Raw genomic sequence first — 25,787 nt, 5'->3', positions numbered from 1 at the left:
GGGGTGCGGTTGATGGGGCGGCTGCATGTCGCAACCGCCCGCCCCTCTCATTTCAGCTTGGCGATCAGCGCCTGGGCCGCCGCCGGGTTCCGCACCTTGGCCCCCGAGATGAAATAGGCGAAGACGTCGCCGCGTTTCGCCCAGGCCCGGGCCTGGTCCGCCACGACGTCCAGCTCGGTCGCGGTCATGCCGGTCGGCTCGTCCTCGCGGCTGGACATCAGGCGGGCGTAGCTGAAGTCGGCGGTCGCCTCGTCGATCTGGGGCCAGGTCGGCTCTTCGTCGTCCACCGCATAGACGATGGCCGCGCCGTATTTGCGCGCCAGATCATAGAATTGCTCGGTGGCGAAGGTCGGGTTCCTGACCTCCAGCGCGTGACGCAGCCGCAGGCCGTCCTTTTCCCTGGGCAACAGTTTCAGGAAGCCCTCGAAGTCCTCGGCGTCGAACTTTTTCGTGCCCATGAACTGCCAGTTGATCGGCCCCAGCTTGTCGCCCAGTTCGGTCAGGCCCTGGGACAGGAATTTGTCGAAGCTCTCCGCGCCTTCCGACAGCACCTTGCGATTGGTGCAGTAGCGGCTGGCCTTGACCGAGAACACGAAGCCCGCGGGCGTCTCGTCGCGCCACTTCCTCCAGCTGTCGGGCTTGAAGGTGGAATAATAGGTGCCGTTGATCTCGATCGAGGTCAGTCTGGACGCCGCATATTCCAGCTCCCGCTTCTGCACCAATCCCTCGGGATAAAAGACCCCGCGCCACGGCTCGAACGTCCAGCCCCCGATGCCGACGTGGATGGGGTGGGTCATGGTTCGTCTCCGTTAGTCATTCGATCCGTCGTCCGGCGCATCGGATTGCCAGTCTTCATGTCCATGTCGAATGCGGCGGACGAAAACGTCCACGTCGTCGATTCGATAAAGAATGGCATGGCTCTTGTAGAAGGCGACGTGGGCGTCCGCGCTCAAATCCTGCCGCGCAGCGCCAAGCCGTGGAAACTGCGCCAGCAGGTCCAGTTTCGCGAATAGACCCTCGATATAGTCGTCAGCTTGACGGCCGCCGAACAGTTCAAGACCTTGCAGATAGACCTGTTGCAGATCCGCCTTCGCCCTGAGGCTGAGGCGAAGCATCAGGAGGGGCGGCGCAACTGGGCGCGCAACTCCTCGATCACTTCACGAGGGGACTGGTCGGAAACGCCAGAGGCGTCCGCCTCGTCGATCAGCCTCCGCCAATGGGCGATCTTCTCGGCCTTGATCTGCTCACGGCGGATCAGGTCGCGCACGACGTCGGATGTATTGGCGTAACGGCCGGATTTCGCCTGTTCCTCGACCCAGGCCTTCATCGGATCGGGCAGGGAGATGTTCATCGTCGCCATGGTCGGCCTCCTGAAGCCAAGGTGGTGGTTTGGCAATCCTTGTCAAGATTAGCTCCAAACATCGACTGGCGTCGCCGCGTATCGGGGATAGGATGGCGCCATGATTTCCACCCTTCTTCTGATCATCGCGCTGCAGTCGAACGCCGACAGGATCGAAACCCTGACGCGGATCGATGATCGCGCCTGCACCGGCGACCAGGCGTGGTGTGTGGGGCTTGTGGAGGGCGTGCAGGAGGGGGAGCCCGTGGTTCGGCCTGTCTTGCGCCATCCGGACGCCCTGCCGTCGGGTCGGACGACGAAAAGCGAGGTCGAGCATTTCCAGCCCTGGACCGGCCTGGTCCGTCTGGCCGACGGCGGCTTTCTGGCCGGCGTTCAGGTCGAGACCAGCAGCATGTATTCCGGCGGCGGGGGCCAGGCGACCGAACTGCGGCTCTATCGGCTGGACGCCGGGGGCGATGCGGGCACGACGCCTGTTCTGACCGTGCCGATCCGCAGCGAGCTGATGATCCGCGCCTGTTTCAGCGAGGAGGACATGGCGCAGCGCGCGGGCGCCTGCCACGACGAATACGCGTTCGACGCGGTGCTGACGGCGACGGGCGAGGCGGGCGTGATGCCCGTCTTCACCTATGGAACCACGGCGACCGCCTATCCGCGCGGGGTTTCGCGGTCGGAGGATTCGCTGGAAAAGCCGCCGCTGAAGCCCGCCGATCTGGTGAAGACGCGCGATCCGAAATGCAGTTTCACGCGCCGCTTCACCTTTGATGCGGCCTCGGGGGCGTATCGACCGGATCGCAAGCTGCCCGACTGTTCGGACTACACCACGCCCTAATAGGCGAAGTCGGCGTAGATGCGTTTCATATCGCCCTGCCAGGCGCCGTGATACAGGTCCAGCAGGCGTTCGGCCGGGGTGATCCCGCTGTCGGCGATGTCTTCCAATTCCGACAGATAGCCGCGCTCGTCCACCATGCCGCCCGAGAATTTGGCGCGGTTCTTCAGCCCCTGTTTGGCGATGGTGACCAGGTCGACGGCGATGTCGCGCACCGACCGGCCCGCGACTTCCGCTTTCAGGCCTAAACGGGTCACGTCGCGGCGCAGGCGTTCGTGGTCGGCGATGTCCCAGTCCTTGACCAGGTCCCAGGCGGCGGCCAGCGACGGGGCGTCATACAGGACCCCGGCCCACAGGGCGGGCAGGGCGCAGATGCGGCTCCACGGGCCGCCGTCGGCGCCGCGCATCTCCAGATAGGCCTTCAGACGCACCTCGGGGAAAAGGGTGGTCAGATGGTCGTTCCAGTCCTTGATCGTCGGATACTGGCCGGGCAGGGCCGGCAGTTTCCCGGCCTGGAAATCGCGGAACGACTGGCCCGAGGCGTCGACGTAATGGCCGTCGCGCTTGGCGAAATACATCGGCGTGTCCAAGGCGTAGTCGGCATAGCGTTCGAAGCCGAAGCCGTCCTCGAACACGAAACCCAGCATCCCGGTGCGGTCGGCGTCGGTGTCGGTCCAGACGTTGGCGCGGGCCGACAGGAAGCCGTTGGGCCGCCCCTCGGTGAAGGGCGAACAGGCGAACAGGGCGGTGGCGATGGGTTGCAGCGCCAGGGAGGTGCGGAACTTCATCACCATGTCCGCCTCGCTGTCGAAGTCGAGGTTGGCCTGGATGGTGCAGGTGCGCAGCATCATGTCCAGGCCCAGCGACCCGACCTTGGGCATATAGGCGCGCATGATGTCATAGCGGCCCTTGGGCATGACCGGGACCTGCTCTCGGGTCCACAGCGGGTCGAAACCGGCGCCCAGGAAGCCGACGCCGATCTGATCGGCGACCTGCTTGACCTCCATCAGGTGCTGGCCGGTCTCGTTGCAGATGTCGTGGATGGTCAGGAGCGGCGCGCCCGACAGCTCCAGCTGGCCGCCCGGCTCCAGGCTGACCGAGGCGATGAAACCCTCGGCATTGCGGCGCTCCAGCCCGATCAGGACGCCGTTCTCCTCCACGCGGGACCAGCCGAACCGCTCCAGCCCCTCAAGCAGGGCCTTGATCCCGCCCTCGCCCTCATAGGCGGGGCGCGCCAGGGTATTCTTGTCGAAGCCGAACTTCTCGTGCTCGGCGCCGATGCGCCACTGGTCCTTGGGCTTGGCGCCCTTGGACATGGCCTCGATCAGAGCGTCTCTGGAAAGCGGCGCGTTCTCGGCCATCTGTAACCCCTGCTGTCGCGGCTAGATGGCGGCTAATGCAACGTTCCTCAAGGGGTTGAATGAAATCCGCTCATCCCAGGCGAGGGCGGGGAGCCGGTTCTTTCGTGTCGTCGGTGCGCGGGACGGGCGATGTCGCATGACTTGGACGCCTATGGCCCAAAGCACGGGGTCCAGCCTCGGCGGCTTCGCGCCGTCCCTCGGGTCGCGGGGATGAGCGGAACGAGGATCAGCGTTCCCAATCGCCGACCGCCGCCTGCCACAGGGTCATGGCGGCGATGGCGGCCGTGTCGGCGCGCAGGATGCGCGGACCCAGCGAAACGGCGGTGGTGAAGGGCAGGGACCGCAGTCGCTCGCCTTCCTCCGGCGAGAAACCGCCTTCCGGTCCGATCAGGATGGACCATTTGCCTTCCCCCGCCGCGCCAAGGGCGGACACCGCAGGCGCGCCGCCGGTCTCGTCGCAGAACATCAGCCTCCGTCCGGGTTCGGGGCCAGCCTCCCAGCCGTCCAGCAGGGCGTCCAGCCTGACCGGATCATCGACGGCGGGCACGTCCAGCCGCCCGGTCTGTTCGGCGGCTTCCTCGGCGATGGCGTCCAGCCGGTCCAGGCGGATGCGGTCGGCGTTGGTGCGTTTGGTCAGGACCAGCCGCACCCGGCGCGCGCCCAGTTCGGCGGCCTTTTCCACGATGGTTTCGACGCGGGCCTTCTTCACCACCGCCACGATCAGCTCCAGATCTGGACCATAGGTCTGGGGCCGCAGCTGTTCCTCGGCCCGCAGGATGACGCCCTTCTTCAGCACCTCGGCGACGGAGGCCCGCCATTCGCCGTCACGCCCGTTGAAGACCAGCAGGTCGTCGCCGACCTTCAGCCGCATCACCTGCGTCAGATAGCGGGACTGGTCCAGCGTGGGCGCGACGGCGGCGGCGGGGGCGAGGTCGCCCTGAACATGCAGACGGATCATGCGGCGTGCATATCGCGGTTTCGGCGCCCGAACCAATCCCTGACGGCTGGACGGGCCGATGTGGAACGTCGCCTGTCGTGCGACGTTTGACCAGCCATGTTCACAACCTTGGCCGTTGCCGCGCGCGACCGAAAACGTCTGACGGAGATATCGGGGATCGCGGCCCGTTTCGGGCTGGGCGCTGTTCTGGCGCGCCTGGAACTGGGGGCGGGTCTGGGGTCAGGCGCCGCGGACGACGCGGGAGGCGAGCCTCTGTCACGCCGCACGCGGCTGGCGCTGGAGGCGCTGGGTCCGACCTTCATCAAGCTGGGCCAGATTCTGTCGACGCGCTCGGACCTGTTGGCGCCCGACTGGATCGAGGAGTTCGAACGGCTGCAGAGCGGCGGGGCCACCCTGGACTTCGATGTTCTGCGCCCGGACGTGGAGGCGGCGCTGGGCGGGCCGCCGGAACAGGTCTTCGGCCGTTTTGACGTGACGCCCCTGGCCGCCGCCTCCATCGCCCAGGTCCACCGCGCCGCCCTTCTGGACGGGACTGAGGTGGTGCTGAAGATCCGCCGCCCCGGCGTGCGCCCCCGCGTCGAGGCCGACCTGCGCCTGATCGCCGAACTGGCGCGAAAGGCCGAACAGGCCAGCGCCGAGATCGCCCGATACCGCCCGCGCGCCTTGGTCGCCCAGCTGTCCGAAGCCATGCTGGACGAGCTGGATTTCACCATCGAGGGCCGCAACACCGACCGGTTCGCCGCCGACTTCGCGCGCAATCGCCACGTGGTCATCCCGACCATCCATTGGGATTACACCACCGACCGGGTTCTGGTTCAGGACTATCTGGACGGGGTGGCGCCCATCGACGCCGAGCGGCTGAGGGCGGGGGGCGTCGATCCGCACCAACTGGCCCGCATCGGGGCGGACGCCGTGCTGGACATGGTTCTGGTCAATGGCCGGTTCCACGCCGACCCCCATCCCGGCAACCTCAGGGGCATGGAGGGCGACCGGGTGGGCCTGCTGGACTTCGGCATGGTGGGCACGGTCACGCCGCGCCGCCGGGCCGAACTGATCGGCTTCGTCCAGGCGCTGGCGGGCGGGGACGCCCAGCGGATGGCCGAGGTTCTGGCCGACTGGACCGAGGGATCGGACGTGCCGTCGCGCAGCCTGACGGCGGGGGCCGAACGGCTGATCGCGCGCCACGGCCAGGGTCAGGTCGACCTGCCCGCCATCGTCGCCGACCTGATGGCCCTGATGCGTCAGGAGCGGGTGTCGGCGCCGCCCGACCTGATGCTGATCCTCAAGGCCCTGGTCACCATCGAGGGCGTGCTGTCGCGCGTCGATCCCGAGTTCGATCTGGTCCAGGCCATGAGCGGCGCCTGGAAACGGGTGGTCTTCGCGCCGCGCAGCCTGGGGATGATGCAGAACCAGTTGATCGGCGCCCTTCTGGACCTGTCGGCGTCAGGCGGCGACCTGCCGCGCATCATCCGGGCGGTGTCGCGGCGTCTGCTGGAGGATCCGGGCCGCCAGGCGGAGGCTGTCGACCGGCAAACCGCAGAGGCCGTGGCGAAGACCGGGCGCTGGATCGGCGTGTCGATCCTGGGCGCGGGCGGGATGATCGCCTTGGCCGTGATCGCCGGGGCGTGGCTGGGGCGTTGAGACGGTCAGGCCTGTTCGTCTGGATTTCGGGCGCGATAGTCCGCCAGCCCTTCCTGGGCTTCGGCCCGGGTCTCATAGAGGCCGGATTCGAACAGCGGAAACTCGGCCTCCCATGACCCGAGCCTGGGGGCTGAAACCGTTTGGCGCCGCCATTCGGTGAAGCTGTAGAGGCCGTCCGGGCGGCGTATGACCTCGAACCAGACGCCTGGCCCCGGCCCGTCCTGGCGGACCACGACATCACGGGCGGGGTGTTCGAAGGGCTGGAGGACAGGCCTGGGCGCGGGGCGCAGGATCGTCTTCAAACCCTGGCCCAGTCCCTGCACGAACCGCTCGAACGGGCCTTTCTCGATCAGGGCCATTCGGGGTTCTCAGGTCAGGTGATAGCGGACGGCGGCGATCGGGTCGGGCAGAGGGCGGGCGCCCGTCGCATCCAGCAACTCACGCTCGACCGTGCGGCTCATGGCGTCCAGCGCCAGGTCATTGTCGTCGTCGCCAAACGGGTCCTCCAGTTCGTCGCCCAACGCGTCCAGGCCGAAGAAGGCATAGCCGACGATGACGCTGAGCAGCGGCGTCCACCAGCCCAGCGCCGGGGCCAGGGCGAACGGCAGGAACAGACAGAAAAGATGCGCCGTGCGGTGCAGCAGCAGGGAATAGGCGAAGGGCAGGGGCGTGTGCTTGATCCGCTCGCACGCCGCCTGAACATGGGTCAGTTCGCCCAGCCGCAGCTCCAGCACCGAATAATGGATCGGCGTCAGCCGCTTGTCCTGCATCAGCCGCCCCAGACGGTCCCCGACCTGCGACAGGGCCGCGTCGGTGGGATTGAGCCGGTCGGCGACGACGCCTGCGGTCCACCGCGAAATGGCGGCGATCTCATCCCCGCCGCGCAGGCGGGCGTTCAGGCCATGGGTGAAGCCGATCAGGCCGCGCAGCATCGGCTCGCGATCCTGGGCTGTCAGGGTTGTGGTCTGGCGGGCGAAGCCCCGGCAGGCGATGATCAGCTCGCCCCACAGCTTTCGCGCCTCCCACCAGCGATCATAGCAGGCGTTGTTGCGGAAGCTTATGAAGATCGACAGCGCCAGTCCGATCAGGGCGAAGGGCGTGGCGCTGAGTTGCCCGACAAGTCCGGGCCAGCGCTGGGTCAGCCAGACGGCCAGGGCCGAAACCGCCGTCATGGCGGCCAGCCGCCCGATGATGCGCGGCAGGATCGAGCCGCGCAGAGCAAAGGCGATCTCGAACAGCGAGGGTTTGGCGCGGACGATCATGCCGCAGGCCTTACGCCCGCCGAACCCTCCGCGCCAAGGGGCTTACAGCGTGCGCGCGATCAGCAGTTTCATGATCTCGTTGGTGCCGCCGTAGATGCGCTGGACGCGGGCGTCCTTGTACAGCTGGGCGATGGGGTATTCGTTCATGTAACCATAGCCGCCGAACAGCTGGAGCATCTCATCGATGGTCTCGCCCTGGATGTCGGTGACCCAGTATTTGGCCATGGAGGCGGTGGCGGCGTCCAACTGGCCCTTCAGGTGCAGGCCGATGCAGTGGTCGACGAAGACCTTGGCGACGGTCAGCTTGGTCTTGACCTCGGCCAGCTTGAACTGGGTGTTCTGGAAGTCGATGATCGACTTGTCGAACGCCTTGCGCTCCTTGACATAGGCCAGGGTGGCCTCCAGCCCCCGCTCGGCGGCGGCGACGCCCTGAACGGCGATGTTCAGCCGCTCCTGCGGCAGTTGCTGCATCAGTTGGACGAAGCCCCGGCCCTCGACGCCGCCGATGATGTTTTCGCCCGGAACCTTGACGTCGTTGAAGAACAGTTCGGAGGTGTCGTTGGCCTCCATGCCGATCTTGTGCAGGTTGCGGCCGCGTTCGAAGCCTTCCGCCCCGTCCGTCTCGACCACGATCAGCGACGTGCCCTTCGAGCCCTGCGAGGGGTCGGTCTTGGCCACCACGATGATCAGATTGGCCAGCTGGCCGTTGGTGATGAAGGTCTTGGAGCCGTTGACCACATAGCCGTTGCCCGACTTGATGGCGGTGGTCTTCACCCCTTGCAGGTCGGACCCGGCGCCCGGCTCGGTCATGGCGATGGCGCCGACCAGTTCGCCCGATTGCAGGCGCGGCAGCCAGCGCTGCTTCTGCTCCTCCGTGCCATAGTGCCAGATGTAGGGCATGACGATCGCATTGTGCAGCGAGACGCCGAAATGGTCCGCGCCCTTCCAGCCCAGCTGGCGCATCAGCACGACCTCGTGCCGATAGTCGCCGCCGAAACCGCCGTCTTCCTCGGGCATCGACAGGCCCAAGAGCCCTGCGTCGCCCGCGTCGTTCCACAGTTGGCGCGGCACCGAGGAGTTGGCGATCCACTTCTGGACCTTGTCCAGCGGCGCGTGCTCGTCGATCCATTTGCCGACGCTGTCGGAGAAGAGGGTGATTTCTTCTTCCTGCATGAAGTCGGGTTCGGGGCTGTTGAGGACGTTCATGGGGTGATCCGACTGTCTCCCTCCCCGTTCGGGGAGGGTGGCCGCGCAGCGGCCGGGTGGGGGCGGCAGGGCGAAGCGTTGCAGGGCATGGATGGATTGCCGGGACGCCCCCACCCGGTCTCCGCTTCGCTTCGACCACCCTCCCCCGCAGGGGGAGGGAGATGTGCGTGCGGCGTCCTCAGAACGCCTCGGCCGGCATGGCCATCAGGACGTCGGCGCCAGTCTTCATCTTCTTCAGATGGGCTTCCGCGTCGGGCAGGATACGCTCGACGAAATAGCGGCCGGTCTGAAGCTTGGTGGCGTAATAGGGATCGGTCGAACCGGCCTCCACCTTGGTCTGCGCCACCTTGGCCATCTGCGCCCACATATAGGCCAGCGCCGTCAGGCCGAAGACGTTCAGATAGTCGGTCGAGGCGGCGGCGGCGTTGTCCGGGTTGGCCATGCCGTTCTGCATCAGCCACATGGTGCCGTCCTGAAGCTTGGCCTTGGCGTCGGCCAGACCGTCGACGAAGGGTTTGATGGCCTCATTGCCGCTGTTCTCGGCGACGAAGGCGTCGATCTCGCCGAACCAGGTCATGATGGCCCGGCCGCCGTTGGCGGGCAGTTTGCGGCCGACCAGGTCCAGCGCCTGAATGCCGTTGGTGCCTTCATAGATCATGGTGATCCGCGCATCGCGCAGATATTGCGAGGCGGTGAAGTGTTCGGTGTAGCCCGAGCCGCCGTGGACCTGCATCCCCAGCGACGCGACGTGGAAACCCTTGTCCGTCAGATAGGCCTTCAGCACCGGCGTCAGCAGGCCCATGTAATCCTTGGCCTTGGTGGCGACGGCGGCGTCCTCGGACTTCTCCAGATCGGCGTGCAGGGCGGTCCACAGGATGAAGGCCTGGCCGCCTTCGACGAAGGCCTTGGATTCCAGCAGCATCCGGCGCACGTCGGGGTGGACCATGATCGAGTCCGCCGGGCCGTCCGGGTTCTTCGGTCCCGTCAGCGAACGGCCCTGCAGGCGGTCCCTGGCGAACTCGACGGCGGCCTGATAGGCGGCGGTGCCGATGGCCAGCCCTTGCAGGCCGGTGCCCAGACGCGCCTCGTTCATCACCACGAACATATTGTTCATGCCGCGGCCTTCTTCGCCGATCAGCCAGCCCTTGGCCCCATCGTACTGCATGACGGCGGTGGCGTTGCCGTGGATGCCCATCTTGTGCTCAAGCCCGGCGCATTCGAGCTTGTTGCGCTCGCCCAGCGACCCGTCCTCATTGACCAGGAACTTGGGCACGACGAAAAGCGACAGGCCCTTGATGCCCGGAACCGCGCCTTCGACGCGGGCCAGCACCGTGTGGATGATGTTGTCCGAGAAATCGTGTTCGCCCGCCGAGATCCAGATCTTCTGGCCGGTGATCGAATAGGAGCCGTCGCCGTTCGGAACCGCCTTGGTGCGGACCATGCCCAGATCGGTGCCGCACTGCGGCTCGGTCAGGTTCATGGTGCCCGACCATTCGCCGGTCGCCATCTTGGGCAGGTATTTCTGCTTCAACTCTTCCGACGCATTGGCGTGGATGCCCGCATAGGCGCCCGCCGTCAGGCCCGGATACATCGAAAACGCCGCCGAGGCGCCCGCCGTCATCTGACCAAAGGCCGAGGCGACCACGCTGGGCATGCCCTGACCGCCATAGGCCGGGTCGGCGGCCAGCGCCATCCAGCCCGCTTCGGACATGGCCTTATAGGCTTCCTTCCAGCCCTTGGGTCCGGTCACGACGCCGCCCTCGGCCCAGTGACAGCCCTCCTTGTCGCCCGGATTGTTGATCGGGGCGATCACCTCGTCGGCGAACTTGGCGCCTTCTTCCAGAATCTGGTCGACCAGATCCGAAGAGACGTCCTGGAAGCCCGGCTGGTTGGTGTAGCGGTCGATCTCCAGCACTTCATTCAGGATGAAGGTGAAGTCGCGGACAGGCGCCTTGTAGGCCATGGATTACGCTCTTGCTTTGAAGGGGTGATGGTCGTGGTTGAGGCGCGACTTCAGCAGCCGCTCATAGTCTTCCGCGCCCGGCAGCAGGTCGGGACGGTGTTCGGACAGTTTGGATTCCATCCAGGCGCAGGCGGTTTCCGCCGTCTCGATGGCGCCTTCGATGTCTTCGAGCTGTTGTTTCAGCGCCGCGATCTGGGCGCGGTGGCGGACCAGGGCGACGGCCATCTGATGGACGTTGTGGTCCTTCTGATCATACAGATCCATCATGTCCTGGATCTCCTGCAGGGTGAAGCCGATGCGGCGGCCCCTCAGGATCAGTTTCAGCCGGGCGCGGTCGCGGGCGTCATAGACCCGCGTCTGACCCTTGCGCGCCGGGGTCAGAAGGCCCTTGTCCTCATAGAAACGCAGGGCCCGCGCCGTGGCGCCGAACTCGCGGCACAGCTGGCGAATGGAATAGGTTCTGTGATCGTCGGCTGTGGCCATGCGCCGACCATAACTTTACCCGCACGTAAAGGGAAGAGTTTACGCGCACGTAAGGGTAAGCTTTTTCTATGGCCCCTAGCCGAGCCTTGCTGCGGCAGAGAAAAAGCCCGGAACCGGGGGAACGGTTCCGGGCGCGAAACGCCGGAGGGAGGGGGGAGAACGTCCGGCGCTCGACCTTTTCGGCGCGTCAGGCCCGGCGGCGGCCCAGCAGCACCGGAACCGTGAAGGCCAGGAGGACGGCGTTCACCGCCGCCAGGGCGATGTCGTGATTGATGGCGTGGACGGCCAGCATGGCGGTCTCCATGACGATCAGGCCGGTCGCGGCGGTCAGCAGCAGCGGGCGGCCGATGCGCCAGGAGATCAGCGGGCTCAACATACCCAGCGCCAGGACCACCTCGACCACGCCCAGGCCGCGCACCATGTTCTCGGGCGCGACCGCGGGCCAACCCATCAGATTGATCAGATTGGTCATCGGCTCGGTCAGCTTGGCGTAGCCGGCGGCGATGAAGAACATCGCGATCCAGCCCTGCAGCGTCCACAGGGCGATGTTGCGATAGGCGGCGCGGCTGCGGCCCTGGGGGGCGGGAAGAAGAGTGGTGGTCATCGGGAGGGCCTTAATTCGTAACAGCCGCGATATCGGATCGGATGTCGCCGTGTGCAAGGGGGGATATAGCGGCGCTTTCGATATTTGTCATCCAGCGATGACATCAGCTGATGACATCGGCTGATGACTTTTTGTTACAGGTGGACGGATCGGCCCGAGGCCCCCGGGGTCGAGTCCGCGTCGCGGATGGCCCACAGGGCCGGGCCGTCTCCGGCGGCGCGGGCGATGGGGGCGGGGGCTGCGGGCGCCTCGGCGGCGTGGGCGTCCACGGCCAGGAAGGCGACGCTGGCGGCCAGGCCCACGGCGACGCCGAAGCCGATGGATTGCAGGCGCGAGGCGGCGCGCCCCAGAGCGATCTGGAGGTTCATGGTCTTGTTCCTTGATGTTTGGAGGGGCTTTCGGCGGCGGCCAGGCCGCCGCATCAGATGGCGAAGAGGTCTTCGACCGGATGGTTCAGGGCGCGGGCCACGCGGACCGCAAGAGGCAGGGATGGCGTGTAGAGGCCAGCCTCCACCGCGCGCAGGGTCAGGCGCGAGATGCCGATCTGACCGGCCAGTTGCGCGACCGAAAGACTCTGGCGGCTTCGCAGATCACGCACCCGGTTGGTCAGCGGCTTCATGCCCGCAGCCGGTGGATCAGCCAGGCGACGCCGTAGCCGACGGCCTGTCCGCCCAGCAGGCACAGGAAGCCGAACAGGGCCCAGGCGGCGGGGTGGTCGGACAGGGGTTGGGGCGCGATCGGCATCCCCGTGGCCAGGACGGCCAGAAGTGCGGCGGCGCCCAGCAGGATGCCGAAGTTGCCGCCATGCCACCAGGCCTTGCGGTGGATCTGGCGCTGGTCTTCGGTCAGGTCGCGCCACCAGACGGTCGAATGCCAGATGACGGCCAGAACGACCCCGGCGCCCAGCAGAACGACGCCCAGCGGGGGCGGCGCGCCCAGAGCCTGAGGCCAGAAGGGCGTGGCGGCGGTGACGGTCGCGCCGACCACGATGAGGGCGGCCAGGCTCGGCGTGACATTGTCGCGGGTCGGCGTGGTCTTGGTGATCGGTTGTTCGTTCATGACAAGCTCCCCTGTCGTTGTGACAAGTGAGCTTTACGTTTCGGTTCGCTTGTTGGTCAAGCGTATTTTACATCACGACAAAGAAACTTTCCAAAAAGCCGGGTTTCCTTGGCGGCAGCGGCTTCATTCGTTGAACGCCCACGCCGTCCGCGCCGCTTCCAGCCGGGCCAGTTTGGCGTTCAGGGGCGACCAGTCGTCGTCGGTTGCGATGGCGGCCCAGATCGTCTCGACCTCGTCGATCAGCATCTCCTCCGGCTCGCGGGCGGTGAACATCGGGTGCTCCAGCCGGTCGATGCGGTCGGGTTCATGCTCCATCAGGGCGAAGCGGAAGGCGTCGAAGGCCTCGCCCTGATACAGTTTCGCGCGCGGACCCGACAGGGCGCGGGCCGAGGAGGCGAAGCCGCCGAACCAGTCGAAGAACAACGGCTCCCACCGCATGGCCTCGCCGTTCTCCCGCAGGAGGGCCAGGGTCGCATCCAGCAGGCGCTGGTCCGCGGCCTCGCCCAGGCTGTTGACGCCCAGACGCATCAGGAAGGCGGCGCGCAGTTCGCGGATATAGGCGGGGCCGAAACTGTTCAGCGCCTCGGTCAAACCCTCGGGTCCGTCTGCGACCGGCTTCAGCGCGCCCGCCAACTGGGTCAGGTTCCAGAACACGGCCTCGGGCTGGCGCGCGAAGGCGTAGAGGCCCGTCTGGTCGAAATAGGCGGCGGTGAAGGCCGGGTCATAGTGCGGCAGGAACCGCCACGGCCCATAGTCGAAGCTTTCGCCCGTCACGTTCAGATTGTCGGTGTTCAGCACCCCGTGGACAAAGCCCGCGGCGACCCAGCGGGCCGTCAGCCTGGCCGAGGCCTCGACCATGGCGCGCAGCAGGCCGGACACGTCTCCCGGGGCGACCAGCGGGTGATACAGGCTGCGGACGTGCTCCAGCAGGGCTTCGGTCTGGTCGGTGCGGCCCAGATAGGCGGCGCGCTGGAAGGTTCCGAACCGGACATGGCTGTGCGACAAACGCACCAGAACAGCCGATCGAGTGGGCGAGGGCTCGTCCCCGCGTTCCAGCGCCTCGCCGGTTTCGATCAGCGAGAAGGCGCGGCTGGTGGGAACGCCTTGGGCCTCCAGCATGGCCGCCGCCAGCACCTCGCGCACCCCACCCTTCAGTGTGAGGCGCCCGTCGCCGTTTCGCGACCACGGCGTCTGGCCCGAGCCTTTCGTTCCCAGGTCCATTAATCTTGGCCTATCGCCGCGCTCGTGGCGCGCGGCTGCTTGAGGCGTTTCCCGCATCTGCGCGGCCAGGAAGCCGCGACCGTCGCCCAGATCGGGATTGTAGTGGCGGAACTGATGCCCGTGGTATCGCATGGCGACCGGCGCGGGCTGACCGGGCAGGGGCTGGAACCGGCCGAAGGCGGCGATCCATTCCGCATCCGTCAGCGTCTCCAGCCCGACGTCGGCGGCGGCCCGGTCGTTGCGGAACCGCAGGATCGTCTGGGGAAAGTCCGCCGCCTGCACCGCGTCGGAATAGTCCGGGCCGAGGTCGAAGAAGCGCGGGTCGGGGCGATAGGCGGGTGAGACGGGCATGGGAACCTAGGTGCGGGTCCGAGGAGCGGAGCGCAACCTTTACCGCGTCATTCCGGGGCTGAGCGTCGCGAAGAACCCGGAACCCAGGCGCATAGGCTGAACGCCAGCCGCATCAAGCGCCGCAGACGCCCTCCTGGATTTCGGGTTCGTCCTGCGGACGCTCCGGAAGGACGAGCGCAGGGGTGGCGAAGCCGGGCCAGGTTCTCTATTCTGGCTTCAGACATCAGGCCGTTGAACACGGTCAGGCTGGCGTCGCCTGCGGGCGGTGAATCCGGTCCGACGCCCGTCGATAACCTGGCGTCACGACGTTTCTTCCTTTCGCTTGGAGGCCGCCGTGGCGCGCAGACTGACCCTTGATTTCCTCAAGACCGAGGCCGCATCCGGCGCGGCCCTGGCGTTGGCCGCCGTGGCGGCCCTGGTCGTGGCCAACTCCCCTTGGTCGGCCGACTATTTCGCCTGGCTGAAGTCCTATCACATCGTCCAGATCGGCCCGATCCGGCTGGAGGAGACGATCTCCGACTGGATCAAGGAAGGGCTGATGGCGATCTTCTTCCTCGTCGTCGGGCTGGAGATCAAATACGAGATCGTGCGCGGCGAACTGAGCGATCCCAGGAAGCTGGCGACGCCGGTTCTGGCCGCGCTGGGCGGGATGGCCGGGCCGGCGGCGGTCTATCTGCTGCTGTCGGGCGCTATCGGCGCGCCGCATCAGGGCTGGCCCATTCCGCTGGCCACCGACATCGCCTTCGCCCTGGCCGTCTTCGGCTTCGTGGGCAGGGGATTGCCGTCGTCGCTGCGGGTCTTCCTGCTGACCCTGGCCATCGTCGACGATCTGGGGGCCATCGCCCTGATCGCGGTGCTGTTCAGCGAGGGGACGCAGTGGACCCCGTTGCTGTGGGCCGCCGCCGCCCTGATCGCGGGCGCCGTCGCCGCGCACAGCGTGCGGATCCCGGCGCCCTTCTGGGTGCTGGGTTTCGCCTTGGTCTGGTATCTGACGGTTCTGTCGGGCCTCAGCACCTCTCTGACCGCCGTGGCCTTCGCCATGATCGTGCCGATCAGGCCGCGCGCCGACGACGGCCAGAGCCCGCTGAAGGAAGCGATCCACGACCTGCATCCGTGGAACGCCTTTCTGGTCCTGCCCCTGTTCGCCTTCGCCAAGGCGGGCGTCTCCTTCGCCGGCCTGACGATGGATCAGGCCTTCGCGCCCCTGGTCGTCGCCATCGCCCTGGGCCTGTTCCTGGGCAAGCAGATCGGCGTGTTCGGCGCCGCCTGGCTGGCCTCGGCGCTGAAGATCGGCGCGCGGCCGACGGACGCCGGCTGGATGCAGGTCTATGGGGTGTCGCTGCTGTGCGGCGTCGGCTTCACCATGAGCCTGTTCATCGGCGTACTGGCCTTCCCCGGCGCGGTCGACAGCCCCGAACAGGTCGAGGTCAAGCTGGGCGTCATCGGCGGCTCGATCCTGTCGGCGGTGGCGGCGGCCCTGGTGCTGGGTCTGGCGGGGCGGGCGCGCCGCGTCGATCCCGTCGCCTTGAAACCCGAGGTGGAGCCGCAGGGGCCGAAAACAGCAGAAAAACTGACCTAACGTCAGGGTTTTCTGTCTCTTCACTGACACACAAAGGCGAATCTGCGGCGAAAAATCGTCGCGGTGAACAACGCTCGCTTGTCGGTGGCGGCGAAGCGCGCTTAGCCTAGCGATAACGAACGATCCCCCAAGAAGGGGACGTCGCAGGGAACAGGAAACGCCGCGATCGCTCCAAGCATCGCCGCTTCAGCCGGGAGGACGCTATGCGCCGCAATCTTCACCTCAGGACCACCGTGTCCGCCGCCGCCGTGATCGGCGCCGTCGCCTTCGGCTTCGCCGGGGCCGCCGCCGCGCAGGAAGCGCCCGCCACCGTCGACGACATCATCGTCACCGCCCAGAAACGCGAACAGAGCCTGCAGGACGTGCCGATCGTGGTCACCACCCTGTCGCAGGAACTGCTGCAGGGCGCGGGCGTCCAGGACATCAAGGACCTGCAGATCCTGACGCCCGGCATGACCGTCACCTCGACCCAGTCGGAGGCCTCCACCACCGTCCGCATCCGCGGCGCCGGCACAGTCGGCGACAACCCCGGCCTGGAAAGCTCGGTCGGCGTGGTGATCGACGGCGTCTATCGCTCGCGCAACTCGGTCGGCTTCGGCGACCTGGGCGAACTGAGCCGCATCGAGGTGCTGAAGGGGCCGCAGGGCACCCTGTTCGGCAAGAACACCTCGGCCGGCGTCATCAACATCATCACCGAGCGCCCGTCGTTCGATCCGTCCATCTCGGCGGAGCTGACCGGCGGCAACTTCGGCGCCATCGGCGGTTCGGTCTCCGTCACGGGCGGCCTGACCGACCAGATCGCCGGCCGCCTGTTCGTCGCCCACCGCGAGCGTGACGGCTTTTACGACGTCAACAACGGCGATGGTCCCAACAGCAAGACCGACGACCAGACCCAGGATTACTGGACCACGCGCGGCCAACTGCTGATCCTGCCCAACGACAACACCTCCATCCGCCTGATCGCCGACTATACCAAGCGTGAGGAATACTGCTGCGTCGCCGTGCAGACCCGCGTCGGTCCGACCCAGGCCTTCATCGCCGCCCTGACCGCCCCGAACGGCCAGGGTCAGGCCTCGCCTGCCGCCGGCTTCGGCACGGTGCCCTTCTCGCGCCTGGCCTATTCGAACCGCGAGACGCCGCAAGAGATCGAGGACATGGGGCTGTCGGCGGAAGCCAACATCGACTTCCCCAGCATCAACGCCACCCTGACCTCGCTGACCTCGTGGCGGGACTGGTCGTTCCAGCAGGGGATGGACCTGGATTACACCGGCGCCGACATCCTGCACCGGGCCAACGACGGCTCCAACGGTTACGGCGTCGGCAACCTGACCCAGGAACTGCGCCTGGCCGGCACGACGGGCAAGTTCGACTGGCTGGTCGGCTTGTTCGCCACGCGTGAGACCGTCTATCGCGACGACAGCTATGTCTATGGTTCGGACTACAACGCCTTCGCCTCCCTGCTGCTGACGGCGACGGTGCCGGCGGCCTTCGGCGGCCCCAGCCCGTCGCGCCTGGGCTGTTTCACCAACCCCAACGGCTTCCTGGTCGGCACGACCGGCGCCCTGGCCGGCCAACCCCTGTGCGTGCTGGGCCTGGTTCCGCCCAGCGCCGCCGCCCCCGGCTTCGCGGCCGGCAAGGCCTATGAGGACCACTATTCCCAGAAGTCGGAATCGGTCGCCCTGTTCACCAACAACACCTACCATGTGACCGAGGCCTTCGACATCAACCTGGGCCTGCGCTACACCTACGACAGCAAGCGTCTGCTGGGCGTGCAGGACAATCTGGGCAGCAATGGCGCTGCCTGCGGCGGCGCCCTGGCGAACAACCTCGCGCCGTCCCTGCCGGGCTCGCCGATCCCCGGCACGGCGAATGTGAAGACCCCGGCTGCGGCTCTGGGCCTGCTGTGCCTGCCCTGGTCGAACCCCCTGTACGACGGTCGCCGCATCCAGGAGAAGTTCAACGACACCGACGTCTCCGGCACGATCAAGGCGTCGTACCGCTTCAACCCCTCGATCATGGTCTATGGTTCGTATGCGCGCGGCTACAAGGGCGCGGGCTACAACATGGACCGGGTGCAGACGGGCGTGACCCCGGACGCCTCGCTGTTCTTCAAGGCCGAGACGGTCGACAGCTATGAGGCGGGGGTCAAGACGACCCTGTTCAACCGCACCATGCTGCTGAACCTGACCTATTTCGACCAGAAGTTCGAGAACTTCCAGCTGAACACCTTCCTGGGGACCGCCTTCGTGGTGGAATCCATCCCCGAACTGACGTCGCGCGGCGTCGACGCCGACATGGTCTGGTTCACCCCGGTCGAGGGCCTGACCTTCCAGGGCGGCGTGACCTATACCGACGCCAAATACGGCCGCTTCACCGCCGCCGACATGTCCAGCCCCGGCCGCTTCCCGCAGCTGTCGCTGCTGCCGGGGGCGCGCGCCTCGTTCGCCCCGGAATGGTCGCTGACCGGCGCCCTGGCCTTCGACCGCTCGCTGGGCGGGGGCCTGCGCGGCGGGTTCAACCTGTCGGCCAAATATTCGACCGACTACAACACCGGCTCGGACCTGTTGCCCTACAAGCATCAGGACGCCTTCACCGTGGTCAACGGCCGCGTGTCGATCGGGTCGGAAGACGAACGCTGGACCGTCGAGGTCTGGGGCCAGAACCTGCTGCAGGAAGAATACACCCAGGTCGGCTTCGCCGCCCCGCTGCAGGGCACGGCCTTCGCCAACACCACGACGCCCCAGGCGGACGGCACCTATTACAACAAGGCCACCGACACGGCGACCTACAACGCCTACCTCGGCGCCCCGCGCACCTATGGGGTGACACTAAAGGTCAAATACTGATCGTCAGGCCGCAAGACTGAACGCGGAAGGGCCGACCGGGCGACCGGCCGGCCCTTTTCCCTGGATGCGGGCCTGTGGCGGGCGAGAATGTCCGCGCTCAGAAGCGACGCCGGATTCGGCTGTCGATCCGAAGCAGACCTTAATCAACAGGCGTCATGTCCATGTAGTTGAAACGAGCGGTGCGTCCTGATGCAGTGGTCAGAAGCGCCGTGAGGGTCTCCGGATCGATTTTGAGGCTTGCCCCTTCATGCGTCATCTGTCGCAGCGCATCCAAACGTCCCGCATCATGCGGATCACATTGAGCTTGCGGCGGCTTGCCAGGATGCAACGCATCACTGACCAACACACCTCGATTTCGGTCGAGGCGGCCCCAATCCTGACAACTGATTGAAAGCTCATATTCTGAGGCTTGAAGGGTATCTGGGTTAAGTTTTGGAAGCCTCATCTCTACAAGAGAGCCGACGGTAGGCTCGCCGTTGACTTCGGTGACGTACCAATAACCGATCAACGGAGACGCATGCTCTTCGAGTTGGCACGCGGGGAGCCCGATGGAGCCTAGCAGGACTAACCCTAGTCTCGTCGCTCCAATCAGACTGCCTGTCAGCCCGGCTTTATGAAGTTCCAGCATGCCGAAATGATAGCACGCAAAGGTCCGCTTCCCACCCTTTGCAGACCCGCGGAGGGTCCGCAAAGGGTGATCGGCCTCATTCCACCAAGGGCGCCTGTTTCGGTTTCGCCAGTTCCCGCTGTCCTGCGGTCTTGCGGTGCAGGATGCGGCGGCCCCAGCCGGCGAAGTCGTCGACGATGGTGAAGATGGCCGGGATGTAGAGCAGGGACAGGAAGGTCGAGGAGATCAGCCCGCCCAGCACGGCGATGGCCATGGGCGAGCGGAACTGGACGTCGGCCCCCACACCCATGGCGATCGGCACCATGCCCGCGCCCATGGCGAAGGTGGTCATCAGGATGGGGCGGGCGCGCTTGTGCGCCGCGTCCAGGATCGCCTCGCGCCGGGGCATCCCGTCCCGCTCGGCCATGATGACATAGTCGACCAGCAGGATGGAGTTCTTGGCCGCGATCCCCATCAGCATCAGCACCCCGATCAGGGCCGACATCGAGAAGTTGGCGCCGCCGATGGCCAGGGCGATGAAGGCGCCGCCGATGGCCAGGGGCAGGGCCGCCATGATGGTGATCGGATAGGCGAAGCTTTTGAACAGCAGCGTCAGCACCGCATACATCAACAATATGCCCGAGGCGAAGGCGACGCCGAAGCCCACCAGCATCTCCTGAATGAACTCGGCGTCGCCGGCCGGCACCTGACGCACCCCGGCGGGCAGGGCCTTGACCGAGGGCAGACGGTTGACGGCGGCGCTGGCGGCCCCGGTCGTCGTGCCGTCCAGTTCGGCGCTGATCGAGGCGATGCGCGAGCGGTCCTGGCGGGCGACGGTGGCCGGGCCGGCGCCGAACTGGATGTCGGCGACGGCGCTCAGCGGCACCGAGGCGCCGCCCGTCGCCGGCACGCGCAGGTTCTCCAGCACGCTCAGATCCTCGCGCGCGGCCTCGGTCAGCTGCAGGCGGATCGGCACCTGGCGGTCGCCCAGATTGTACTTGGCCAGGTTCTGGTCGATGTCGCCGATGGTGGCGACCCGCACGGCCTGGGAGATGGCGCCGGCGGACACGCCCGCCAGGGCCGCCTCGTCGGGACGCGGGGTGACCAGGATTTCGGGGCGGGCGATGGCGGCCGAGTTGACCACATTGGCCAGGCCCGGAACGGTCCGCATCTCGGCCTCCACCTTGCGCGCGGCCGCATTCAAGGTGTCGGGATTATCGCCCAGGATCGAGAAGGTGTAGGTGGTGCCGTCGCCGGGACCGCCGCCCTGCTGGGCGATGCCGGCGCGGATGCGGGCGCCGGGAATCTGTTTCAACTGATCCACCATGGCGCGGGCGAAGGCCTGCTGGCTCAGCTTGCGGTCGCCCTTGGGCACCAGGTCGGTATAGACATTGGCCTGGGTCACGTCCTGGCCGCCGACGGCGGCGTAGACGGAGGTGACTTCCGAGCGCGCTTCCAGCGTCCGGGTCACCTGCTGCACCACCGCGTCGGTCTGGCGCAGGGTCGAACCGGGCGGCAGTTCGACCTGGAAGGCGGCGCGGGCCGTATCGCCGGGCGACATGAATTCGAACGACATCTTGGCGATCCCGGCGGTCAGGACGGAGCCGACCAGGAACAGGATGCCGATCACGAACACCTTCCAGCGGTTGCCCAGCGACCAGCGCAACGCCTTCAGATAGCCGCCCATCCAGAAGGGATCCTTGTCCTCGTGGTTGGTGTGTTTCAGGATGAAGGCCGCCATCAGCGGGGTCAGCGTCCGCGCGACCAGCAGCGAGAAGGCCACCGAGACGCAGGCCGCCAGGGCGAAGGCCTTGAAGAACTGGCCGATGATGCCGGGCATGAAGCCGACGGGCGCGAACACGGCGATGATGGTGGCGGTGGTGGCCACGACCGCCAGGCCGATCTCGTCTGCCGCCTCCAGCGAGGCGTCATAGGGCGGTTTGCCGTCGCGCATGTGGCGGACGATGTTCTCGATCTCCACGATGGCGTCGTCGACCAGGATGCCGATGGTCAGCGACAGGGCCAGCAGGGTCACCACGTTCAGCGACTGATCCAGCGGCCCCAGGATGGCGAAGGTGGGGATCAGCGACATCGGCATGGCCGTCGCCGCGATGAAGGTGGCCCGCCAGTCGCGCAGGAAGATGAAGACGATGATGACCGCCAGGACGGCGCCCAGCAGCAGGGCCTCCAGCGAGGCGAGATAGGATTCCTCGATCTGCTCGACGCTGGCCGTGACCTGCTGGATCGTCAGCTCGGGGTGGGCCTCGTCGATCCGCTTGACCTCCTGGCGCACCTTGTCGGCGACCTTGACCTCAGAGGCGGTGCGCGAGCGCAGGAAGTTGAAGGTGACGGCCTCCTGGCCGTTGTAGCGGGCCAGACGGCGCGGCTCGCTCCACTTGTCCTCGACGGTCCCCAGATTATCCAGGCGCACCGTCTTGCCGTCGCCTAGAGGCACCAGGGTCTCGCGAAGCTGCTGGACCGAAGTGGCCGATCCCAGGGTGCGGACGGCGCGCTCGGACCCGGCGATGGTGACGCGGCCGCCGGGCAGGTTGTTGTTGACGTTGTTCAGGGCCTGGCTGACCTCGGCGGCGGTGACGCCGTAGGCGGCCAGCCTTTGCGGGTCCAGCTCGACCCGCATCTCGCGGTCCACCCCGCCGGAACGGTTGACCTGGCCCACGCCGCCAAGCGCCAGAAGCGCGCGGCTCATTTCGTTGTCGATGAACCAGCTGATCTGTTCGGGCGTCATGGTGGGCGAGCGCACGACATAGGTGATCAGGGCGTCGCCGGTGATGTCGATGCGCTGGACCGCCGGCTCCTGCATGTCCTGAGGCAGGCTGGCGCGCAGGCCGGTCATGGCGTTGCGCACGTCGTTGGTGGCCCGGTCGGTGTCGGTGCCCAGCTCGAACTCGATCACCGTGGTCGAGACGCCGTCGCTGATGTTGGAGTTGATGTGGCGCACGCCCGACAGGCCGGCCAGCGAATCCTCGATCAGCCGCGTGACCTGCACCTCCATCTCGGCCGGGGCCGAGCCGGGGCGGGCGGCGGTGACGGACACCAGGGGAAAGTCGATGTCGGGGTTGGAGTTGATCCGCATCCCCATGAAGCCGACCACGCCGCCAAGCGTCAGCAGCAGGAACAGCAGGATGATCGGGATGGGGTTCTTGATCGCCCAGGACGACATCTGGTTCATGGGCTCGGTCCTAGTTGGTCGCGGCCGGGCGAGCCTGCGGGGCCGCAGGCTGGGCGCCGACGGCGGGGGCCACATTGACCTTGTCGCCTTCGTTCAGGAAGCCCGCGCCGTCCACAACGACGCGGACGCCGGTGTTGACGCCCGAGACCGCCGTCTGGGCGTCGGTGCGGGACAGGACCGTGATCGGCTGGAAATGCACCGAGCCGTCGCCGTTCAGGATGAAGACGCCGGGCTTGTTCTCGCGGTACAGCACCGCCCCGGTCGGGACGGTGGTCGCCGGCTGATCGCCGACGGCGATATCGGCGCGCGCGAACATGCCGGGCCGCAGCTGGGCGCCGGGCGTCAGCGAGATGCGGGCCAGGCCCAGCCGGGTCGAGGCGTTCACCTCGGGCGTGACGATGCGGACCGAGCCGGTCGTCCGGCCCGCCTCGCTGGAGGTCACGGTCGCCGACTGGCCGGCGCGCACCAGGCCCAGCTCCGTCTCCGGCACCTGGGCGTCCAGCTCCAGCCGGCCGTCGCGGACCATGCGGAACAGTTCGGTCCCGGCCGAGATGATCTGGCCCTTGGTCACGCTGCGGCTGATGATCAGCCCACTGACGGGCGCGCGGATGGTCGACTGGCTGAGCCGGGTCCGGGTTTCGGACAGGGACGCGCGGGCGGCGGCCAGATTGGCCGTCGATGAGCGTTGATTGGCCAGGGCCGTGTCCAGCGACGCCTGGCTGAGGAAGCCGCGGTCCTTCAACTGCCGGGCGCGATCCAGGGCGGCGTCGTCGCGCTGCACATTGGCCTCGGCCAGCTGGACCTGGGCCTGCTGCTGCTGCAACTGGGCGCGCAGCAGGACGTCGTTCATCTGCACCAGCGGCTGGCCCTGGCGGACATAGGACCCTTCGTCGACATACAGGGCCACGGCGGTCAGGCCCCCGGTCTCGGCGGCCACCGGCACCTCTTCCCAGGCCGAGACGGTGCCGGAGGCGGTCACGGTGCGGTTCAGATTGGTCTGGGCCACGGTCGCGACGCTGACGGTCTGGCGCGAGCCCCCGGCCTTATCCTCCGTCTTGTCCTCCTTGCGCTCCCCGCAACTCGCCAGCAGAAACGCCGAAAGGGCCATGGCGCCGACGTTGAGAGCGGTTCGGGTCGTCTTGGACACGGGGAAATTCCTCGGTTGCAGGCGAAGCGTATCGCCGGCTCGCGCCGGTTGGCGAAGGGTCGACCCTTACCGCGTCCGCGACCCGTTCTCAAACGTGGAAGTGGTTTGTTGCAAAGCCTTAATGTGGCCCGCCGCGCGACAGATCGGCCGTGCGGCTGGCCCCTGGCGCCTACGCGTGATAGGGGCGCGCGGATGACGACTCCCCCTATCTCGAACATTCGCAACTTCAGCGTGGTCGCGCACATCGACCACGGCAAGTCGACCCTGTCCGACCGGCTGATCCAGCACACCGGCGGTCTGACCGCGCGCGAGATGTCCGAACAGGTCCTCGACAACATGGAGATCGAGAAGGAACGGGGCATCACCATCAAGGCCCAGACCGTGCGCCTGACCTACAGGGCGCGTGACGGCCAGGACTATGTGCTGAACCTGATGGACACGCCGGGCCACGTCGACTTCGCCTATGAGGTGTCGCGTTCGCTGGCCGCCTGCGAAGGCTCGTTGCTGGTCGTCGATGCGTCGCAGGGGGTCGAGGCCCAGACCCTGGCCAATGTCTATCAGGCCATCGACAACAACCACGAGATCGTCCCGGTCCTGAACAAGGTCGATCTGCCGGCCGCCGAGCCGGACCGGGTGCGCGCCCAGATCGAGGATGTGATCGGCATCGACGCCTCCGAAGCCGTCCTGGCCTCGGCCAAGTCCGGCATCGGCATCGAGGAGGTGCTGGAGGCCATCGTCACCAAGCTTCCGGCGCCCAGGGGCGACATCAACGCCCCGCTGAAGGCCATGCTGGTCGACGCCTGGTACGACCCCTACCTCGGCGTCGTCGTGCTGGTGCGGGTGTTCGACGGCGTCTTGAAGACCGGGATGCGGGTCAAGATGATGCGCAACGGCTCGACCCACCTGATCGACCGGGTCGGTGTCTTCCTGCCCAAGAACACGCCCGTCGACCAGCTCGGTCCCGGCGAGGTCGGCTTCATCACCGCCCAGATCAAGGAAGTCGCCCACGCCGCCGTCGGCGACACCATCACCGATGAAAAGAAGCCGACCGCCGAACCGCTGAAGGGGTTCAAGGAGGTTCAGTCGGTGGTCTTCTGCGGCCTGTTCCCGGTGGACGCCGCCGACTTCGAGGACCTGCGCGCCGCCATCGGCAAGCTGCGGCTGAACGATGCGTCATTCACCTATGAGATGGAAAGTTCGGCGGCCCTGGGCTTCGGCTTCCGCTGCGGCTTCCTGGGGCTGCTGCACCTGGAGATCATTCAGGAACGCCTCAGCCGCGAGTTCAATCTCGACCTGATCGCGACGGCGCCGTCTGTCGTCTACAAGATCGGCCTGCGCGACGGGACCGAGATGGACCTGCACAACCCGGCCGACCTGCCCGACGTGATGCAGATCGAGACCATCGCCGAACCCTGGATCAAGGCCACCATCCTGACCCCCGACGAATACCTGGGCGGGGTCATCAAGCTGTGCCAGGACCGTCGCGGCCAGCAGATCGAACTGTCCTACGTCGGCAACCGGGCCATGGTGGTCTATGAGCTGCCGCTGAACGAGGTGGTGTTCGATTTCTACGACCGGCTGAAGTCGATTTCGAAGGGCTATGCCTCGTTCGACTACGAGATCACCGAATACAAGGTCGGCGACCTGGTGAAGATGTCCATCCTGGTCAACGCCGAGCCGGTCGACGCCCTCAGCATGCTGGTCCACCGCGCCCGCGCCGAGACGCGCGGCCGGGGCATGGTCGAGAAGATGAAGGAGCTGATCCCGCCCCACCTGTTCCAGATCCCGATTCAGGCGGCCATCGGCGGCAAGATCATCGCCCGTGAGACCGTCCGGGCGCTGAGGAAGGACGTGACCTCCAAATGCTACGGCGGCGACGCCACCCGCAAGAAGAAGCTGCTGGAAAAGCAAAAGGCCGGCAAGAAGCGGATGCGCCAGTTCGGCAAGGTCGAAATCCCGCAGGAAGCCTTCATCGCCGCCCTGAAGATGGACGAGGATTGATCGTCAGCGACGATCTTTTCCCTCCCCCTGCGGGGGAGGGTGGCTTAGCCGCAGGCGAAGTCGGGTGGGGGCGGCCAGGCGACGGCGCACTGATCTGACTTCAAACGAAATCTGAGAGGCTT

The 25,787-nt window shown here is 66.8% G+C and carries 23 protein-coding genes; 5 read left to right on the top strand and 18 right to left on the bottom strand.

Features of this window, described 5'->3' with window-relative positions:
* Nucleotides 1–47: 47 nt before the first annotated feature.
* Genes P0Y50_01495 through P0Y50_01485 form a run of 3 tightly spaced genes read right to left on the bottom strand, consistent with a single transcriptional unit; the run spans nucleotide 48 to nucleotide 1,396 of the window.
* Nucleotides 48–797 carry a DUF72 domain-containing protein gene (locus P0Y50_01495; GenBank protein WEK40307.1) on the bottom strand — a complete coding sequence of 250 codons (750 nt, stop codon included), beginning with the start codon at nucleotides 795–797 and terminating at the stop codon, nucleotides 48–50.
* A 12-nt stretch (nucleotides 798–809) separates the two neighbouring features.
* A complete protein-coding gene (locus tag P0Y50_01490) occupies nucleotides 810–1,115 on the bottom strand; it encodes a type II toxin-antitoxin system RelE/ParE family toxin (protein ID WEK40306.1) in 306 nt (101 codons plus the stop codon).
* On the bottom strand, nucleotides 1,115–1,396 hold the full coding sequence (locus tag P0Y50_01485; protein ID WEK40305.1) for a type II toxin-antitoxin system ParD family antitoxin: 282 nt from the start codon (nucleotides 1,394–1,396) through the stop codon (nucleotides 1,115–1,117). The genes P0Y50_01490 and P0Y50_01485 overlap by 1 nt, the downstream gene beginning before the upstream one ends.
* A 64-nt stretch (nucleotides 1,397–1,460) precedes the next feature.
* Between P0Y50_01485 and P0Y50_01480 the strand changes: the two genes are divergently transcribed.
* Nucleotides 1,461–2,189 (top strand): hypothetical protein, encoded by a 729-nt coding sequence (locus P0Y50_01480; GenBank protein WEK40304.1) that lies wholly within the window; start codon nucleotides 1,461–1,463, stop codon nucleotides 2,187–2,189.
* Here the strand turns inward: P0Y50_01480 and P0Y50_01475 are convergent.
* Both P0Y50_01475 and P0Y50_01470 read right to left on the bottom strand, forming a co-directional pair.
* Nucleotides 2,186–3,547 carry a glutamate--cysteine ligase gene (locus tag P0Y50_01475; protein WEK40303.1) on the bottom strand — a complete coding sequence of 454 codons (1,362 nt, stop codon included), beginning with the start codon at nucleotides 3,545–3,547 and terminating at the stop codon, nucleotides 2,186–2,188. The two genes, P0Y50_01480 and P0Y50_01475, sit on opposite strands and share 4 nt — an antisense overlap.
* 226 nt (nucleotides 3,548–3,773) lie before the next feature.
* Nucleotides 3,774–4,505 carry a 16S rRNA (uracil(1498)-N(3))-methyltransferase gene (locus tag P0Y50_01470; GenBank protein ID WEK40302.1) on the bottom strand — a complete coding sequence of 244 codons (732 nt, stop codon included), beginning with the start codon at nucleotides 4,503–4,505 and terminating at the stop codon, nucleotides 3,774–3,776.
* A gap of 96 nt (nucleotides 4,506–4,601) precedes the next feature.
* On the opposite strand from P0Y50_01470, the gene P0Y50_01465 reads away from it, so the two are divergent.
* Nucleotides 4,602–6,146, top strand: coding sequence for an AarF/UbiB family protein (locus tag P0Y50_01465; GenBank protein ID WEK40301.1), 1,545 nt, complete (start codon nucleotides 4,602–4,604; stop codon nucleotides 6,144–6,146).
* Nucleotides 6,147–6,151: 5 nt separating this feature from the next.
* On the opposite strand, the gene P0Y50_01460 is transcribed toward P0Y50_01465, so the two are convergent.
* The 10 genes from P0Y50_01460 to P0Y50_01415 form a co-directional block, all read right to left on the bottom strand.
* Nucleotides 6,152–6,505, bottom strand: coding sequence for a hypothetical protein (locus P0Y50_01460; GenBank protein WEK40300.1), 354 nt, complete (start codon nucleotides 6,503–6,505; stop codon nucleotides 6,152–6,154).
* A 9-nt stretch (nucleotides 6,506–6,514) separates the two neighbouring features.
* Nucleotides 6,515–7,408 carry a bestrophin family ion channel gene (locus tag P0Y50_01455; protein ID WEK40299.1) on the bottom strand — a complete coding sequence of 298 codons (894 nt, stop codon included), beginning with the start codon at nucleotides 7,406–7,408 and terminating at the stop codon, nucleotides 6,515–6,517.
* A gap of 42 nt (nucleotides 7,409–7,450) precedes the next feature.
* Entirely contained in the window at nucleotides 7,451–8,614 is a 1,164-nt protein-coding gene (locus P0Y50_01450; protein WEK40298.1) for an acyl-CoA dehydrogenase family protein, read from the bottom strand.
* Between the two features lie 178 nt (nucleotides 8,615–8,792).
* Nucleotides 8,793–10,577 (bottom strand): acyl-CoA dehydrogenase C-terminal domain-containing protein, encoded by a 1,785-nt coding sequence (locus tag P0Y50_01445; GenBank protein WEK40297.1) that lies wholly within the window; start codon nucleotides 10,575–10,577, stop codon nucleotides 8,793–8,795.
* Between the two features lie 3 nt (nucleotides 10,578–10,580).
* The gene (locus P0Y50_01440; GenBank protein WEK40296.1) at nucleotides 10,581–11,060 is read right to left on the bottom strand and encodes a MerR family DNA-binding transcriptional regulator; all 480 of its coding nucleotides are present in this window, start codon (nucleotides 11,058–11,060) and stop codon (nucleotides 10,581–10,583) included.
* A gap of 187 nt (nucleotides 11,061–11,247) precedes the next feature.
* Nucleotides 11,248–11,664, bottom strand: coding sequence for a DoxX family protein (locus P0Y50_01435; protein ID WEK40295.1), 417 nt, complete (start codon nucleotides 11,662–11,664; stop codon nucleotides 11,248–11,250).
* Between the two features lie 134 nt (nucleotides 11,665–11,798).
* Nucleotides 11,799–12,032: a hypothetical protein gene (locus P0Y50_01430; GenBank protein ID WEK40294.1), complete on the bottom strand. Its 234-nt coding sequence runs from the start codon at nucleotides 12,030–12,032 to the stop codon at nucleotides 11,799–11,801.
* A gap of 53 nt (nucleotides 12,033–12,085) precedes the next feature.
* Nucleotides 12,086–12,283, bottom strand: a complete 198-nt coding sequence (locus P0Y50_01425) for a helix-turn-helix transcriptional regulator (protein WEK40293.1) — start codon at nucleotides 12,281–12,283, stop codon at nucleotides 12,086–12,088.
* Nucleotides 12,280–12,723: a hypothetical protein gene (locus tag P0Y50_01420; GenBank protein ID WEK40292.1), complete on the bottom strand. Its 444-nt coding sequence runs from the start codon at nucleotides 12,721–12,723 to the stop codon at nucleotides 12,280–12,282. Before P0Y50_01420 ends, P0Y50_01425 begins: the two co-directional genes overlap by 4 nt.
* A gap of 123 nt (nucleotides 12,724–12,846) precedes the next feature.
* A complete protein-coding gene (locus P0Y50_01415; GenBank protein ID WEK40291.1) occupies nucleotides 12,847–14,295 on the bottom strand; it encodes a YdiU family protein in 1,449 nt (482 codons plus the stop codon).
* 334 nt (nucleotides 14,296–14,629) lie between these two features.
* Here P0Y50_01415 and nhaA point away from each other — a divergent pair, with 334 nt between their 5' ends.
* Nucleotides 14,630–15,874, top strand: coding sequence for a Na+/H+ antiporter NhaA (nhaA, locus tag P0Y50_01410; protein ID WEK40290.1), 1,245 nt, complete (start codon nucleotides 14,630–14,632; stop codon nucleotides 15,872–15,874).
* A gap of 203 nt (nucleotides 15,875–16,077) precedes the next feature.
* Nucleotides 16,078–18,720, top strand: a complete 2,643-nt coding sequence (locus P0Y50_01405; GenBank protein WEK40289.1) for a TonB-dependent receptor — start codon at nucleotides 16,078–16,080, stop codon at nucleotides 18,718–18,720.
* A 139-nt stretch (nucleotides 18,721–18,859) separates the two neighbouring features.
* Here P0Y50_01405 and P0Y50_01400 read toward each other — a convergent pair whose 3' ends face one another.
* The 3 genes from P0Y50_01400 to P0Y50_01390 all read right to left on the bottom strand — a co-directional run bounded on the left by P0Y50_01400 (nucleotide 18,860) and on the right by P0Y50_01390 (nucleotide 23,664).
* On the bottom strand, nucleotides 18,860–19,348 hold the full coding sequence (locus P0Y50_01400; protein WEK40288.1) for a hypothetical protein: 489 nt from the start codon (nucleotides 19,346–19,348) through the stop codon (nucleotides 18,860–18,862).
* A gap of 76 nt (nucleotides 19,349–19,424) precedes the next feature.
* Nucleotides 19,425–22,517, bottom strand: coding sequence for an efflux RND transporter permease subunit (locus P0Y50_01395; protein ID WEK40287.1), 3,093 nt, complete (start codon nucleotides 22,515–22,517; stop codon nucleotides 19,425–19,427).
* A gap of 10 nt (nucleotides 22,518–22,527) precedes the next feature.
* Nucleotides 22,528–23,664, bottom strand: a complete 1,137-nt coding sequence (locus P0Y50_01390) for an efflux RND transporter periplasmic adaptor subunit (GenBank protein WEK40286.1) — start codon at nucleotides 23,662–23,664, stop codon at nucleotides 22,528–22,530.
* A gap of 192 nt (nucleotides 23,665–23,856) precedes the next feature.
* Between P0Y50_01390 and lepA the strand changes: the two genes are divergently transcribed.
* The gene (gene lepA, locus P0Y50_01385) at nucleotides 23,857–25,665 is read left to right on the top strand and encodes a translation elongation factor 4 (GenBank protein ID WEK40285.1); all 1,809 of its coding nucleotides are present in this window, start codon (nucleotides 23,857–23,859) and stop codon (nucleotides 25,663–25,665) included.
* The last annotated feature ends 122 nt before the right edge of the window (nucleotides 25,666–25,787 follow it).

Source organism: Candidatus Brevundimonas colombiensis, assembly GCA_029202665.1.
Lineage (GTDB): Bacteria > Pseudomonadota > Alphaproteobacteria > Caulobacterales > Caulobacteraceae > Brevundimonas > Brevundimonas colombiensis.
Note: the sequence above shows the minus strand (reverse complement) of the source record. Positions and strands in the feature narration are given on the sequence as shown.

What these genes read in the sequence shown, in the direction of transcription:
- P0Y50_01480 (WEK40304.1), top strand. Translation starts at nt 1,461, where the DNA reads ATGATTTCCACCCTTCTTCTGATCATCGCGCTGCAGTCGAACGCCGAC.
- P0Y50_01440 (WEK40296.1), bottom strand. Translation starts at nt 11,060, where the DNA reads ATGGCCACAGCCGACGATCACAGAACCTATTCCATTCGCCAGCTGTGC.
- P0Y50_01405 (WEK40289.1), top strand. Translation starts at nt 16,078, where the DNA reads ATGCGCCGCAATCTTCACCTCAGGACCACCGTGTCCGCCGCCGCCGTG.
- P0Y50_01495 (WEK40307.1), bottom strand. Translation starts at nt 797, where the DNA reads ATGACCCACCCCATCCACGTCGGCATCGGGGGCTGGACGTTCGAGCCG.
- P0Y50_01455 (WEK40299.1), bottom strand. Translation starts at nt 7,408, where the DNA reads ATGATCGTCCGCGCCAAACCCTCGCTGTTCGAGATCGCCTTTGCTCTG.
- P0Y50_01425 (WEK40293.1), bottom strand. Translation starts at nt 12,283, where the DNA reads ATGAAGCCGCTGACCAACCGGGTGCGTGATCTGCGAAGCCGCCAGAGT.
- P0Y50_01475 (WEK40303.1), bottom strand. Translation starts at nt 3,547, where the DNA reads ATGGCCGAGAACGCGCCGCTTTCCAGAGACGCTCTGATCGAGGCCATG.
- P0Y50_01400 (WEK40288.1), bottom strand. Translation starts at nt 19,348, where the DNA reads ATGCTGGAACTTCATAAAGCCGGGCTGACAGGCAGTCTGATTGGAGCG.
- P0Y50_01490 (WEK40306.1), bottom strand. Translation starts at nt 1,115, where the DNA reads ATGCTTCGCCTCAGCCTCAGGGCGAAGGCGGATCTGCAACAGGTCTAT.
- P0Y50_01470 (WEK40302.1), bottom strand. Translation starts at nt 4,505, where the DNA reads ATGATCCGTCTGCATGTTCAGGGCGACCTCGCCCCCGCCGCCGCCGTC.
- P0Y50_01415 (WEK40291.1), bottom strand. Translation starts at nt 14,295, where the DNA reads ATGCCCGTCTCACCCGCCTATCGCCCCGACCCGCGCTTCTTCGACCTC.
- P0Y50_01460 (WEK40300.1), bottom strand. Translation starts at nt 6,505, where the DNA reads ATGGCCCTGATCGAGAAAGGCCCGTTCGAGCGGTTCGTGCAGGGACTG.
- P0Y50_01445 (WEK40297.1), bottom strand. Translation starts at nt 10,577, where the DNA reads ATGGCCTACAAGGCGCCTGTCCGCGACTTCACCTTCATCCTGAATGAA.
- P0Y50_01465 (WEK40301.1), top strand. Translation starts at nt 4,602, where the DNA reads ATGTTCACAACCTTGGCCGTTGCCGCGCGCGACCGAAAACGTCTGACG.
- P0Y50_01430 (WEK40294.1), bottom strand. Translation starts at nt 12,032, where the DNA reads ATGAACCTCCAGATCGCTCTGGGGCGCGCCGCCTCGCGCCTGCAATCC.
- P0Y50_01435 (WEK40295.1), bottom strand. Translation starts at nt 11,664, where the DNA reads ATGACCACCACTCTTCTTCCCGCCCCCCAGGGCCGCAGCCGCGCCGCC.
- P0Y50_01395 (WEK40287.1), bottom strand. Translation starts at nt 22,517, where the DNA reads ATGAACCAGATGTCGTCCTGGGCGATCAAGAACCCCATCCCGATCATC.
- P0Y50_01450 (WEK40298.1), bottom strand. Translation starts at nt 8,614, where the DNA reads ATGAACGTCCTCAACAGCCCCGAACCCGACTTCATGCAGGAAGAAGAA.
- P0Y50_01420 (WEK40292.1), bottom strand. Translation starts at nt 12,723, where the DNA reads ATGAACGAACAACCGATCACCAAGACCACGCCGACCCGCGACAATGTC.
- lepA (WEK40285.1), top strand. Translation starts at nt 23,857, where the DNA reads ATGACGACTCCCCCTATCTCGAACATTCGCAACTTCAGCGTGGTCGCG.